This window comes from Plantactinospora alkalitolerans (genome assembly GCF_015690345.1).
GTDB lineage: Bacteria > Actinomycetota > Actinomycetes > Mycobacteriales > Micromonosporaceae > Plantactinospora > Plantactinospora alkalitolerans.
The window spans coordinates 1-13,761 of sequence record NZ_JADPUN010000410.1 but is presented as its reverse complement, the minus strand read 5'-3'; the positions used below and the strand labels follow the sequence as shown (position 1 = coordinate 13,761).

The 13,761-nt window shown below is 70.9% G+C and carries 10 protein-coding genes; 6 read left to right on the top strand and 4 right to left on the bottom strand.

Annotation, left to right across the window (positions count from 1 at the left end; translation table 11 throughout):
• The first annotated feature begins 196 nt into the window (after nucleotides 1–196).
• Nucleotides 197–1,150 carry an alpha/beta hydrolase gene (locus tag I0C86_RS39960; protein ID WP_196206514.1) on the top strand — a complete coding sequence of 318 codons (954 nt, stop codon included), beginning with the start codon at nucleotides 197–199 and terminating at the stop codon, nucleotides 1,148–1,150.
• Between the two features lie 188 nt (nucleotides 1,151–1,338).
• Nucleotides 1,339–3,522 (top strand): discoidin domain-containing protein, encoded by a 2,184-nt coding sequence (locus I0C86_RS39955; protein ID WP_196206513.1) that lies wholly within the window; start codon nucleotides 1,339–1,341, stop codon nucleotides 3,520–3,522.
• 38 nt (nucleotides 3,523–3,560) lie between these two features.
• Here I0C86_RS39955 and I0C86_RS39950 read toward each other — a convergent pair whose 3' ends face one another.
• The 4 genes from I0C86_RS39950 to I0C86_RS39935 all read right to left on the bottom strand — a co-directional run bounded on the left by I0C86_RS39950 (nucleotide 3,561) and on the right by I0C86_RS39935 (nucleotide 9,428).
• Complete coding sequence (locus I0C86_RS39950; RefSeq protein ID WP_196206512.1) at nucleotides 3,561–5,651, bottom strand: ABC transporter ATP-binding protein; 2,091 nt, start codon at nucleotides 5,649–5,651, stop codon at nucleotides 3,561–3,563.
• A gap of 13 nt (nucleotides 5,652–5,664) precedes the next feature.
• A complete protein-coding gene (locus tag I0C86_RS39945; RefSeq protein WP_407676405.1) occupies nucleotides 5,665–6,591 on the bottom strand; it encodes an ABC transporter permease in 927 nt (308 codons plus the stop codon).
• On the bottom strand, nucleotides 6,588–7,547 hold the full coding sequence (locus I0C86_RS39940) for an ABC transporter permease (protein ID WP_196206511.1): 960 nt from the start codon (nucleotides 7,545–7,547) through the stop codon (nucleotides 6,588–6,590). The genes I0C86_RS39945 and I0C86_RS39940 overlap by 4 nt, the downstream gene beginning before the upstream one ends.
• Before the next feature lie 75 nt (nucleotides 7,548–7,622).
• Nucleotides 7,623–9,428 (bottom strand): peptide ABC transporter substrate-binding protein, encoded by a 1,806-nt coding sequence (locus I0C86_RS39935; protein ID WP_196206510.1) that lies wholly within the window; start codon nucleotides 9,426–9,428, stop codon nucleotides 7,623–7,625.
• 284 nt (nucleotides 9,429–9,712) lie between these two features.
• Between I0C86_RS39935 and I0C86_RS39930 the strand changes: the two genes are divergently transcribed.
• The 4 genes from I0C86_RS39930 to yaaA form a co-directional block, all read left to right on the top strand.
• The gene (locus tag I0C86_RS39930; RefSeq protein WP_196206509.1) at nucleotides 9,713–10,858 is read left to right on the top strand and encodes an ROK family transcriptional regulator; all 1,146 of its coding nucleotides are present in this window, start codon (nucleotides 9,713–9,715) and stop codon (nucleotides 10,856–10,858) included.
• Nucleotides 10,859–10,870: 12 nt separating this feature from the next.
• A complete protein-coding gene (locus I0C86_RS39925) occupies nucleotides 10,871–12,340 on the top strand; it encodes a M81 family metallopeptidase (protein WP_196206508.1) in 1,470 nt (489 codons plus the stop codon).
• Nucleotides 12,337–13,341 (top strand): ROK family protein, encoded by a 1,005-nt coding sequence (locus I0C86_RS39920; protein WP_407676404.1) that lies wholly within the window; start codon nucleotides 12,337–12,339, stop codon nucleotides 13,339–13,341. Before I0C86_RS39925 ends, I0C86_RS39920 begins: the two co-directional genes overlap by 4 nt.
• An 11-nt stretch (nucleotides 13,342–13,352) precedes the next feature.
• Nucleotides 13,353–13,761, top strand: a 409-nt coding sequence (gene yaaA, locus I0C86_RS39915) for a peroxide stress protein YaaA (protein ID WP_196206507.1), incomplete at its 3' end; no start/stop codon positions are given.

Here is a 13,761-nt window from a genome sequence, read left to right as displayed (position 1 = left end):
CCGCCGTCTTCGACTTCGACGTGGCGGAGCGGCTGTCGGTTGCGCTCACTCTGACAGCCGACGCGGGAACGCGGGTAATACTCCATTCGGAAGGAAAACTATTCGCCATGCAGCCCACGCCACTGACGGCACCCCGCGCCTCCGCAGCACCGCCCTCCTGCACCGCCGCCGCCCCGGCGCCAGTCGGCCCCGGCCGATGATCGCCGACCTGGCGTACCGGCCCGCCGAGCCGATGGACGGGCGGGGCCATCTGCTGGACCTCTACCTGCCGGCGGACCCCAGGGGCGACCGGCCCCTGGTTCTCTGGACCGGCGGCTCCGGCTGGATGAGGGACAACGGCAAGGACAGTGCCGGCCCGATCGCCGGCATCTTCACCGCCCGCGGCTACGCCGTGGCCGGGGTGAGCATCCGCTCCAGCGGTCAGGGAGTATTTCCGGCCCAACTGCGGGACATCAGGGCCGCCATCCGCTGGCTGCGGGGTCATGCCCGGCAGTACCGGCTCGACCCGGAGCGGTTCACCGTGATGGGTGACTCGTCCGGCGGCTGGACGGCGGCGATGGCGGCCCTGACCGGCGACGACGATCCGGCGGCGGGCGGTCCCGCTCCGAGCAGCCGGGTCCAGGCCGCGGTGGCGTTCTACCCACCCACCGACTTCCTCCGGATGGACGAGCAGATGCTGCCCGGCGCCCGCCGGAAGTTCAACCGGGACCTCGGCATCACCGACTGCCACAACGATCCCCGCTCACCGGAGTCGCGGCTGCTCGGCGGCGCCATCCGGAGCCGCCCGGAGGCTGCCGGCACGGCGAACCCGGCCCGGTACGCGGCGCGGTCCGCTCCACCGATGCTCCTGCTGCACGGCCAGGCCGACGCGCTGGTGCCGCACGGCCAGAGCGTGCTGCTCTATGAGGCACTGCGGGACGCCGGAGCCACCGTCACCTTCTACTCGATCCCCGGCGCCGGCCACGACTGGCGAGCCGTGCTGGATCCGACCAACCACGACGACCAGCGGGTGTACCAGGCCCGGTCCGGCAGCGAGCGGGTCACGACCGGTCGCCCCGGCCCCGGTTGGGACGCCGTCGACCGGTTCATCCGGGAAGCGATGGAGGTACGTCGGGACAACACCGCCGGCCGGAAGGTGCCGCGTCCCTGAGGGGCCGGGTCGGGTAGGCGTATCCGCAGGTCGTGCGAGGGTCAGCCGGATTTGTCGAAACCCTCCGGCCGACATTGACAGTGTTCACTGAGTGGGTCAGAGTATCTGAGAGAGCGCTCTCTCGTCAGATGTCACAGGCCCGCAACCTGCCCGACACGTTGTGGCCCTCAGCTATGGGAGCAGCATTGATGAACAGCGCTCTGTCCCCACCCCTCGTCCGACCACACTGGCTGGACCGATGGCGTGCCCTGACCCTGTCGGGCACGATCCTGGCCCTGCTCGGCAGCTATCTCGCCGTCACCGGTACGTCCGCCGACGCGGCCGAGACCCTGCTGTCCCAGGGCCGGCCCACCACCGCCTCGTCGACCGAGTCCGCCGCCACCCCGGCCTCGGCGGCGGTCGACGGCAACGCCGGCACCCGCTGGTCGAGCGCCTTCGCCGAGCCCCAGTGGTTGCAGGTCGACCTCGGCGCCGTCGCACCGTTGAGCCGGATCGTGCTGAACTGGGAGGGCGCCTACGCCCGCGCCTTCACGATCCAGATCTCGACGAACGGCTCGGCGTGGACGACCGTACACACCACCACCAACGGCAGCGGCGGAACTTCGGAGGTCACCGTCACCGGCAGCGGGCGGTACGTCCGGCTCGACGCCACCGCGCGGGCCACCGCGTACGGGATCTCGCTCTGGGAATTCCAGGTGTACGGCGAGTCCGGAGCCAGCGCCTGCGGCACCGGGAACGCCGCACAGGGCCGGCCGGCGACCGCGTCGTCGGTCGAGTCCGCCACCTATCCAGCCTCCTCGGCGGTGGACGGCAGCACCGGAACCCGGTGGGCCAGCCTCGCCGCCGATCCGCAGTGGTTGCGGGTCGACCTCGGTTCGACCCAGTCGATCTGTGGCGTCACCCTGAACTGGGAGGCCGCGTACGCCACCGCGTTCCAGATCCAGACCTCGGCCGACGGCACGAGCTGGACCACGGTGCACAGCACGACCAACGGCACCGGCGGGACCCAGGTCCTGACCGTCGCCGGCTCCGGCCGCTACGTCCGGGTCCTCGGCACCCAGCGGGGAACGACGTTCGGCTACTCGCTCTGGGAGTTCGCGGTACGCACCGGCACCGGACCCGGCAACCCGCCGACCACGCCGCCCGGCGCCTCACCGACCGCCGCACCCACGACACCGCCGCCCGGCGGAAGTGTGCTGCTGTCGTACCAGAAACCGGCGGTGGCCTCGACCAGCCAGAACGACGGTGCCTGCTTCGAGTGCTCCCCCGCGCGGGCCTTCGACAACGATCCGGCCAGCCGCTGGGCGACCAGCGCCACCACCGGATGGGTCGACCCGGGCTGGATCTACGTCGACCTCGGTGCCACCGCCACGATCAGTCAGGTGGTGTTGCAGTGGGATCCGGCGTACGGCACCGCGTACCAGATCCAGGTCTCCGCGAACGCCTCCACCTGGACCCCGATCTACTCCACCACCACCGGTCGGGGCTTCAAGGAGACGCTCAACATCACCGGCACCGGCCGCTACGTGCGGATGTACGGCACCGCCCGGTCGAGCACGTACGGCTACTCGCTCTACGAGTTCAAGGTCTTCGGTACCGGCGGCAACCCGACCGCTCCGCCGGCGATGCCTCCTGACCCGACGTTCCCGGCGACCCAGCTCGTCTGGAGCGACGAGTTCAACGGAGCGGCCGGCAGCAAGCCCGACCCGACGAAGTGGACGATCGATCCCGGCACCGGCCAGAACAACGAGATCCAGTACTACACGAACAACGACAACGCCTCGATGAACGGCACCGGGGCCCTGGTGATCGAGGCTCGCAGGCAAACCGCCGGCGGCCGGGACTACACGTCGCACCGGATGAACACCGGCGGCAGGTTCACCGTCCAGTACGGCCGGATCGAGGCTCGGATCCAGGTGCCGAAGGGCAACGGCCTGTGGCCCGCCTTCTGGATGATGGGCGCCGATTTCCTCACCGGCCGTCCGTGGCCGTACAACGGCGAGATCGACATCATGGAGGTTCTCGGCCGCAACACGCTGGAGGGCTACTCCACGCTGCACGCACCGCAGTACAACGGCGGCGCGGGCTACGGGCAGAAGTATCCCGCGCCGGGTGGCGTCGACTTCGCCGGTGGCTTCCACGTCTGGGCCGCGGAGTGGGACAGCCGGGGCATGACGTTCAAGGTGGACGGCCAGACGGTCTTCTACGCCAGCAAGGAGACGGTGGAGTCGACCCGCGGCCCGTGGGTCTTCGACCATCCGTTCTATCTGATCCTCAACCTCGCCGTCGGCGGTGACTTCCCGGGGCCGGTGGACTCGACCACGCCGTTCCCGTCCCGGATGCTCGTCGACTACGTTCGCGTCTACCGCTGAACGGCGGGTGGCCGGTACGGCGCACCGGCCGCCCAGGATCAGGCTTCGGCTCCGCCCTCCTGACGCAGCGGGAAGTGGCAGGCGACCTGGTGGGCAGCGCCGGCCAGCGGCGGCTCGGTCTCGCAGATCTCCTGCGCCAGGGGGCACCGGGTCCGGAACCGGCATCCGGTGGGCGGGTTCAGCGCACTCGGCAGCTCGCCACGGATGGTGACGCTCTCGCGCGGCGCGGCGAGGTCGGGGGTGGCGGACGGCACGGCGTCGAGAAGTGCCTGGGTGTACGGATGCCGGGCGGACCTGACCACGTCGTAGGCAGGTCCGACCTCGACGAGCTTGCCCAGGTACATCACGCCGATCCGATCCGCCATGTAGTCGACGACGGAGAGGTCGTGGCTGATGAACACGTACGCCAGGCCCAGCTCGCGCTGGAGGTCCCGCATCAGGTTGAGCACCTGTGCCTGGATCGACACGTCGAGCGCGCTCACCGGTTCGTCGCCGACGATCAGCCGGGGTTGCAGGGCCAGGGAACGGGCCAGCCCGATACGCTGCAACTGGCCGCCGGAGAACTCGTGGGGGTAGCGCTCCAGGACCCGCCGGGACAGCCCCACCTGGTCGAGCAGGGTGCCGATCCGGGCCCGCCGCGCGGCCGTGTCACCCACCTGCTGGATCTCCAGCGGTTCGGAGAGGATGGCGTCGACCCGCATCCGTGGGTTCATCGCCGCGTAGCTGTCCTGGAACATCAACTGGACCTGGCGGTGCATCCGGCGACGTTCGCGCCGGGGCAGCCGGGCGATGTCGGTGCCGTCGAGGACGATCTGCCCGTCGGTCGGCTGCTCCAGCCCGACGACCAGCCGCCCCACCGTGGACTTGCCGCAGCCGGACTCGCCGACCAGTCCGAAGGTCTCGCCGGGCCGGACCTCGAACGAGACTCCCGCCACGGCACTCACCCGCCCGGTGGTCCGGCGGAGCAGTCCACCGGTGGTCGCCTCGTAGTCCTTCACCAGCCCCCGGACCGACAGGATCGGTTCCGGCGCCGGGCCGGACGCGTCCACCGCCGGTGCGGACACCGGCGCCGTCCGGGCCGCCGGGGCAGCCGTGGTCAGGGCGACCGGGTGCAGGCACGCGTGCTGGTGGCCGCCCGTCGACAGGGTCACCTCGGTGGTACGGCACTCGTCCGTTCCGAACCGGCAGCGCGGGGCGAACCGGCATCCGGCGGGCGGGCGGGACAGGTCCGGCGGCAGGCCGGGAATGCTGTAGAGCCGCTCGGGTACGCCCGGCTCGCGGACCGCCATCTCGGGCAGCGCCTCCATCAGCGCCTCGGTGTAGCGGTGCCGGGGCGACCGGAACAGTTCTGCGGTGGCTGCGGTCTCCACCACCCGCCCGGCGTACATCACCGCGACCCGGTCCGCCCGGCCGGCGATCACGCCCAGGTCGTGGGTGACCAGGATGACGGCCATCCCGAACTCTTCCCGCAGGTCGTCGAGAAGTTCGAGGATCTGGCGCTGCGTGGTCACGTCGAGCGCGGTGGTCGGTTCGTCGGCGATGAGCAGGCGCGGCGAGCAGATCAGTGCCATGGCGATGGCGACCCGCTGCCGCATCCCGCCGGAGAGTTCGTGCGGATAGTTGTCGACGATCCTGTCCGGTCGGGGCATTCCCACCCGGCGCAGGATCTCGATCGCCCGCTCCCGGGCCTGCGCCTTCCCGGCCCCCTCGTGTACCCGCAGCGGCTCGGCGACCTGGGTGCCGATCCGCATCGTCGGGTTGAGCGAGGTGAGCGGGTCCTGGAACACCATGCCCATCCGGACGCCCCGGATCCGCCGTACCTCGTCGGTCGGCAGGGACCGGAGGTCGCGGCCCTCGAAGAGGATCTGGCCGCCGACCACGCTGCCACCCGACGGCAGCAGGCCCATCACCGACAGTGCGGTCATCGTCTTGCCGCTGCCCGACTCGCCGACGATGCCGAGGGTCTCGCCGGGGCGGACCTCCAGGTTGACGTCGTCGAGGGCGTGTACGGTGCCGCGACGCAGCGCGATGTCGGTGTGAAGGTTGCGCAGTCGCAGCAGGGGCTCGTTCTCCCCCGCGTCCCGGGCTGCCTCGTCGTGCCGGACGGTGAACTCGATCGGTGCGCTCATTTCCCTGCTCCTGCTAGCGTCGCCGGAGGCGGACCTCGAAGGCGTCCCTCAGCCCGTCGCCCATGAAGTTGAAGGCGAGCACGATGAGGATGATGGCGATTCCGGGCGGATACAGCAGCCACCAGTGGCCGCTGTAGGTGTCCGCGAGGCCGTCGGAGAGCATCCCGCCCCAGTTCGCGGCCGGCGGCGGAACGCCGAGGCCGAGGAACGACAGGTAGGCGACGTAGAGGATGGCGTCGGCGACCTGGAAGGTCGCGTTGACGATCACGGTGCCGATGGCGTTCGGCACGATGTGCCGGCGTACCGCGCGGCCACCGGTGCCGCCCATCGCACGCATGGCCTGGATGTACTCGCGGGACCGCAGGCTCAGCGCCTCGCCCCGGACGAGCCGGGCCGGTCCCAGCCAGGCGAACGCGCCGATGATGAGGATCAGCATCGGCACGCTCGGGGTGACGATGGCGGCCAGCAGCATGAAGAGGAACAGCGAGGGGATCGACATCATCGCGTCGACGACCCGCATCATCGCGGAGTCGACCCAACCGCCGGCGAATCCGGCGACGGCTCCCCAGAGCGTGCCGAGGAAGGTGGCGAGGATGCCCGCCGCGAGCCCGACGACGATCGAGGTCTGTCCGCCGAGCATCAGCCGCCCGAGCTGGTCGTAGCCGACTCCGTCGGTCCCGAGCGGATGTCCCTGCTCGCCGGGTCCGAGGTGGACCGCCGCGAGGTCGGTGTGCACCTGGTCGGTGTGGTAGACCAGCGGCCCGAGGAAGCAGACCCCGGCCAGCAGGATGAACAGGCCCAGGCCGACCAGGGCGAGCCGGTTCTCGCAGAAGACCGACACCCCCTGGCGCCACAGACCCCGGACCGGCGCCTCGTCGGCGTCGACCGCGAGCGGCGGCGCGCCGACCGGTACGCCGGGCACCTCGGGCAGCGTGGTCACGAGGTCCTCCCCCGAAGTCGGACCCGGGGGTCGACGGCGGCGTAGAGCAGGTCGGCGAGGAGTGCACCGAGCACGGTCGCGACCGAGATGATCAGGGTGACTCCGAGCAGGATCGGGAAGTCGCGTTTGAGCGCCGCCTGCCAGAAGAGCTGCCCCATGCCGGGGAAGTTGAACAGCGACTCCACCACCAGGGCCCCGCTGAACAGCGCCGGCAGGTACATCCCGAGCAGGGTGATGACGGGGAAGAGGCCGTTGCGCAGGGTGTGCAGGACGACGACCCGGCGCTCCGACAGCCCCTTGCTGCGGGCGGTACGCACGTAGTTCTCGTTGAGGTTGTCGACCATCGAGGAGCGGACGTAGCGCGAGTACACCGCGATGGTGACGATGGCGAGCGTGACGGTGGGCAGGACGAGTCCGGCCGGTTCGGCAAGCATCTCCCCCAGGGTGAAGCCCTGCGGCGCCTCCGGCGGAAGGATCGGCCAGACCTGCGAGAAGAGAATGATCATCATCAGGCCCATGAAGAAGATCGGGGTCGCGTACGCCAGCAGCGACAGCGAGGTGATGGCGTAGTCGGGCCACCGGTTGCGCCGTACCGCCTGGATCACGCCGAGCGGGATCGCCACCACGACGGCCAGCAGGGTCGACAGCAGCGACAGCGCCATCGTCTTCGGCAGCCGCTGGCCGATCGCCTCGGTGACCGACTGGTTGAGCTGGAACGAGTAGCCGAGATCGCCGTGCAGCAGGCGCTGCACGTACATCAGGTACTGCTGGACCCAGGGCCGGTCGTAGCCCATCTCGTGGTTGAACGCCGCCAGTTGCTCCAGCGTCGCCTCCTTGCCCAGCGCGGAGCGCGCGGCGCCGCCCGGCAGCAGGTGCAGGATGATGAACGCGATCACCGTGACCAGCACGATGACGATGAGGGCCTGGCCCAGGCGTGTGATGAGGTACCGGACCACTGGGCGGCTCCTCCCCCTCCTCGATGGGCTCCGGTGGCGCGGTCAGGCGCCACCGGAGCCGGGACGGTCAGTGGGTCAGTTCTTCCAGGACCAGTCCTGGAAGTAGAAGTAGTTCATCGGGTCCTGCGGCTCGACACCCTGCAACCCCGACTTGTACGCCGAGATCTGGTACACCGGGTTCGGCATCCAGAGCACCGGCAGGTCCTTGGCGAGGAAGTCGTTGTACGCCTTCAGCGCGCTCTCGTCGGCGGAGAACTGGGTCGCCTCGATGAGCCGGTCGGCCTCCGGGTTGCTGTAGCTGCCCAGGTTCACCGGAGCACCGGTGGAGAAGAGCCGCTCGCCGCTGGCGAAGACCGGGTAGTACCAGCTGCCCTGCGATCCGAAGAAGGACATGTCCCACGAGCAGGTCGCCTCGGTCGGCTTGCAGGCCGGGGTGACCGCGACCGAGTCGGGTACCTCCTTGATGGTCAGCTCGATGCCGAGCTTGGCCATCTGCGACTTGATCTCGGAGAACATCTTGGTGGTGGCGTCGAACCCGCTCTGGCTGGTGACCGTGAAGGCCAGCGGCGTGCCGGCGGCGATGCCCTCGCCGCACTGGTTCTCGGCGGTGCCCGGGGCCTGGCAGACGGTCTTGCCGTCCGGGGTCACCTTCCAGCCGTGGCCTTCGAGCAGGGTCTTGGCCTTGGCCGGGTCGAACGAGTACGCGCACCCGTTGGCATCGGTGGTGCCCGGCTTGAGCGGCACCGGGCCACAGCTCGGGGCGGCCATGCCGGACCAGATGACCTTGTTGATGGTCGGCTGGTCGACGAGCATCTGCATCGCCTGGCGCAGGTACGGCTGCTTGAACAGCACGCCCGTCTTGGGGTTGTTGAAGTTCAGCTGGAGGTAGGTGATGGACCAGCCGTACCAGGGTGCGACCTTGTAGTCCTTGGACTCGAGGTACGACTGCTGGGACAGGTTGGCCGGCGGGATGTACCCGTAGTCGATCTCACCGGCGCGCAGCACGTTGAACTCGGCGTCGTCACTGGTGAACGGCCGCAGGACGATCTTGGCCAGCTTCGGCTTGTCCGAGCCCGAGTAGGTCGGCTGCGCGGCGAGCACGACCTCGCCGTTCGGCACGTACTTGTCCAGCTTCCAGGGGCCGCTGGTGACCTTCCACAACTCGTTTGTCGCGTACGACTTCGGGTCCTTGGACGCCGTGGTCAGGAAGTCGAAGACCTTCTTGGCGCCGGCCGGCGTGCTGGCGAGGTCGCCGACGCTCGCCGTGGCGGAGTCCTTGTCCCAGATGTGCTGGGGCAGCGGGACGATCCGGTTGAGCTGGTTTCCGACGAACCACGCGGTGTTGTACGCCTTGGTCGTGGTCAGCGAGAAGGTCTTCTCGTCGGTGATCTTCCAGTCGGCGATGTTGTCCGGGAAGCCGCCGGCCCGGTACGACGCCCACTTGTCCTTGTTCGCGGTGACCAGGTTCCACCAGAACTGGATGTCCTTGGTGGTGACGGGCTTGCCGTCGGACCACTTGTTGTCCTTGAGCGTGATCGTCAGGGTCTTGCCGCCGTTGCTGACCACGGGCGCCTCGGCCATCGAACGCTCGGCGTTGATGTTGTACTTCGCCGAGCCGTCCAGTTGGTACTCGTACAGGTGCCGGTACAGCGCCGTCGTGAAGGTGGCGTTCTCGCCCTGGGTGAATCCGGGGGCCGAGATGGGCAGGATCCAGTTGGGGGTCCGGAAGGCCACCGTGACGGTGTCCTTTCCCTGACTCCCGCCCTGGGAGCCCTTCGAACCGCTGTCGCCGCTACAGGCGGCCAGGCCCGCGCCGATGGCGAGCACGCTGGCCACGGCCACGGTGCCGCGCAGGGCGCGCCGGTGGAATCTGCTCCTCATGAGTCTCCTCGATTGATCTGCACGGGCCCCGCGTCGTCGGGCGTCAGAGGCGTCGCGTCCAGCCGCCTGGTGCTGCTCAAGCGGTCGATGCGGAGAATGTATAGGGAGCAAAGTTCGGAGTCAACGAAACAATCTCAGTTTGTTCGCCAACTTCCGTCAGGTTACGATCGAAGTCGCCGAAGCATCTTTCCGATGACCTTCGCGGCGACCCCTGCTCGACCCCCCGGCCACCGCACCCGACAAGCTGAGGCGGCGCCGGACGACCGGCCCTAAGGAGGAGACGCATGTCGGATCCGATCTCCGCCACCCTGCGGGACCAGACGCTCAAGCTGCTGGCCAGCGGTGAGGCCACCTCCCGAGCCGATCTCGTCGAGGCGCTCCAGGTGGCCCCCTCGACCGTCACCGGCGTCGTACGGCGACTGCTGGAGGAGGGCGCGATCCTGGAGGAGGGTGTGGGCCGCTCCACCGGCGGGCGACGACCCCGGATCCTCCGGCTACGGGAGGTCGCCGGCGTCTTCGCCGTCTCGGAACTGGGCGCCCAGCACGCCCGGATCGGTCTCTGCACACCCGACGGGCGGCTGGTCACCGCCGAGGAGGTGGCCATCGACATCGCCGCCGGGCCCGCCGAGGTCTTCGACGCCGTGGCGCTGGCGTTCGAGCGGATCCAGGCGGCGACCGCCCCCGGTCAGGCGTTGCTGGGGCTCGGGGTGGCGCTGCCGGGACCTGTCGAGTTTCCCCGTGGCCGGCTGGTCGGCCCCGCCCGGATGCCCGGCTGGAGCGGCGTCGACGCGCAGGTCGAGCTGAGCCGGCGCTTCTCCGTGCCGGTGGTCGTCGACAACGACGCCAAGGCCGCCGCGATCGGCGAACACACCGCCCGGGACCGGGAAACCGGAGACATGATCTACGTCAAGGCCGGTACCGGCATCGGCGGCTGCCTGGTCACCGGCGGGCAGGTCTACCGGGGCGGCCGGGGGCTCAGCGGCGACGTCACCCACGTACGGGTGGCGGACAGCGGCGAGCGGCACTGCTCCTGCGGCAGCCAGGGTTGCCTGGAGACCGTCGCCAGCGGTGCCGCCCTGGCCCATCAGTTGGCGGAGCAGGGCCTGCCGATAGCCAGCACCCACGACGTCATCGCCGCCGTCACCGACGCCGAACCGACGGCGGTGACGATGGTCCGGCACGCCGGCGGGCTGCTCGGGGTCGCGCTGTCCGGCCTGGTCAACTTCCTCAACCCCGATGCCGTCGTCATCGGCGGGGCGCTGTCCAGCCTCGACGTCTACGTCGCCGCCGCCCGGGGGATGCTCTACGAGCGCTGCCTGCCGTCGATGACCCAGTCCCTGTCCATCGAGGCCAGCGTCGTGGGCCCGGATGCCGCCCTGGTCGGCCTCGGGCACCTGGTACGCGTCGCGGCCGACGTCCGTCCCAGCTGAGGAGTTCCGTCCGTGCCCCGTTCCCTCCGCATCGCCATCGGCGGCATACACATCGAATCCAGCACCTTCTCGCCGCACCTGAGCACGGCCAGCGACTTCGACGTGACCCGGGGCGACGCGCTGCTGGGCCGCTACGCGTGGCTCTCGCCCCTCGCGCCGTGGGCCGCCGGGATCGAGTGGGTACCCCTGGTGCACGCCCGGGCCCTACCCGGCGGTGCGGTCGATCCCGCGGCCTACGACGCCTGGTCGGCGGAGATCCTGGACGGGCTGTCCCGGGCCGGCGACCTGGACGGCATCCTGCTGGACATCCACGGCGCGATGAGCGTCGTCGGCCGGGACGACGCCGAGGGCGACCTCGTCACCGCGATCCGCTCGGTGATCGGCCCGGAGCCGTTCGTCTCCGCGGCCATGGACCTGCACGGCAACGTATCGCCCGTGCTGTTCGACGGCTGCGACCTGCTCACCTGCTACCGCACCGCCCCGCACGTCGACGTCTGGGAAACCCGCGAGCGCGCGGCCCGCAACCTGGTGGAGGCGCTGCGCCGGGGGCAACGGCCGCACAGGGCCCTGGTGCACGTACCGATCCTGCTGCCCGGGGAGATGACCAGCACCCGGGTCGAACCGGCCCGGGACCTGTACGGCCGGATCACCGAGGTCGAGGCCCGGGACGGCGTCATCGACGCGGCGATCTGGATCGGGTTCGCCTGGGCCGACCAGGCCCGCTGCCGGGGCGCCGTCGTCGTCACCGGCACCGACGCGGCGGCCGCGACCGAGGCGGCCCGGGAACTCGGCGAGCGCTTCTGGGCGGCCCGGAAGGAGTTCTCCTTCGTCGCGCCGACCGGCTCGATGGACGAGTGTCTCGACACGGCCCTGGCCGCGGTCGCGGAGCCGGCCCGGCGGCCGTTCTTCATCAGCGACTCCGGCGACAACCCGGGGGCCGGCGGTGCCGACGACGTCACCTTCGCGCTGTCCCGGATGCTGGCCCGGCCCGAGATCCGGGACGGCTCGGTCCGGGCGGTGTTCGCCTCGCTGGTCGACCCGGGGGCCGTGGCGCAGGTCGCCGACCGGTCGCCGGGCACGCCGGTCGAGGTACGCGTCGGCGGCCGGATCGACGCCCGGGAACCGGGACCGCTCCCGCTCACCGGAACCCTCGAGGCGGTCGCCGAGGACCCCGACGGCGGACGGTGCGTGAGCATCCGGGTCGGCGGCCTCAGCGTGTTCGTCACCTCCCGGCGGATGCAGTACCGGCAACTGGCCTCCTACGCGCGGCTGGGCGTTGCGGTCGACGCGGTGGACGTGGTCGTCGTGAAGATCGGCTACCTCGAACCCGAACTCTTCGACGCGGCCGGCGACTGGCTGCTCGCGCTGACCCCGGGCGGAGTCGACCAGGACCTCGCCCGGCTGCCGTACGCGAACCTGGTGCGGCCGATGTTCCCGCTGGACCGCGACTTCGTCGCGGACCTCACCGTGGCGACCCGGTGACCGCTGCGACCCGGTCCACCGGGCCGATCCCGGACGGTTGCGTGCTCGCCGTCGACGTCGGCGGAACCACAATGAAGGGGTCCGTCTTCGACGACGACGGCCGGATCCGGCACACGGTGGTCGTACCCTCGCGGGCGGACGCCGACGGCGACCCGGTCGACGCGGTACGGGCCCTGTGCCGCCGGCTGCGCGACGACGCGCTCGCCCGGGGCGCCGCGCCCGCCGGGATCGCCGTGGTCACCCCCGGCATCGTCGACGAGGCCGCCGGGGTGGTGCGGTACGCCTCGAACATCAGGTTCCGTGAGGTGCCGCTGCGGGCGCTCGTCCACGACGACCTCGGACTGCCGGTGGCGATCGGCCACGACGCCCGGGCCGCCGGCATCGCCGAGGCGGTGGCGGGAGCCACCCGTGGACTGGACAACTTCCTGCTCCTGCCCCTGGGTACCGGCATCGCCGCCACGGTCGTGGTGCACGGCGAGCCCGTTCCCGGTGCGACCTGGTCGGCCGGCGAGGTCGGCCACATGCCGGTCTTCCCCGGCGGGGAACCCTGCCCCTGCGGGCAACGGGGCTGCCTCGAGGTGTACGCCTCCGCCGGTGGCCTGGCCCGGCGCTACGCCCGGCTCGGCGGCACTCCCGGGCTCGACAGCCGGGCGATCGCCGCGGCCACCGCCACCGATCCGCTGGCCCGGTCCGTCTGGGACACCGCCACGCACGCGCTGGGCACCGCGCTGGCCACCCTCACCCTGACCCTCGATCCGGCCCGGATCGTGCTCGGCGGCGGACTCGCCGAAGCCGGCCCGCAACTCTTCGACCCGGTACGCGAGGCGCTGCGCGCGGCACTGGCCTGGCGGACCGCGCCCGTGGTGCTTCCCTCCGCCTTCGGGGCCGTGGCCGCACAGGTGGGCGCCGCCGTCCTGGCCCGACGTGCGGCGGGACTTCCCGTGCCCGAGGGCTGGGCCGCACCCGTGGCCGAACCCGTTCCCGCCCCGGTCCGTGCGTAGGCTTGCCGGTTGTGCTGATCCTGCTGCCTCCCTCGGAGGGAAAGACCGCGCCCCGGTCCGGCCGCCCGGTGAACCTGGACTCGCTGACCCGGCCGGCGCTGACCCCGGGCCGGGAACGGGTGATGGACGCGCTTGTCGACCTCTGTTCGGGCGGGGACCGGGAGCGGGCCCGCGGCGTGCTCGGGCTCGGCCCGTTGCAGGACGAGGAACTGGATCGCAACGCGGCACTGCGCACCGCGCCGGCCGGCCCCGCCGCCAAGGTCTACACCGGGGTGCTCTACGACGCACTGGACCTTCACACCCTGACCGGCGCCGCCCGGGCCCGGGTCCGGCGGTCCGCGCTGGTCTTCTCCGGGCTCTGGGGTGCGATCCGGGTCGACGACCGGATTCCGGCGTACCGATGCGCGATCGGGGTGAACC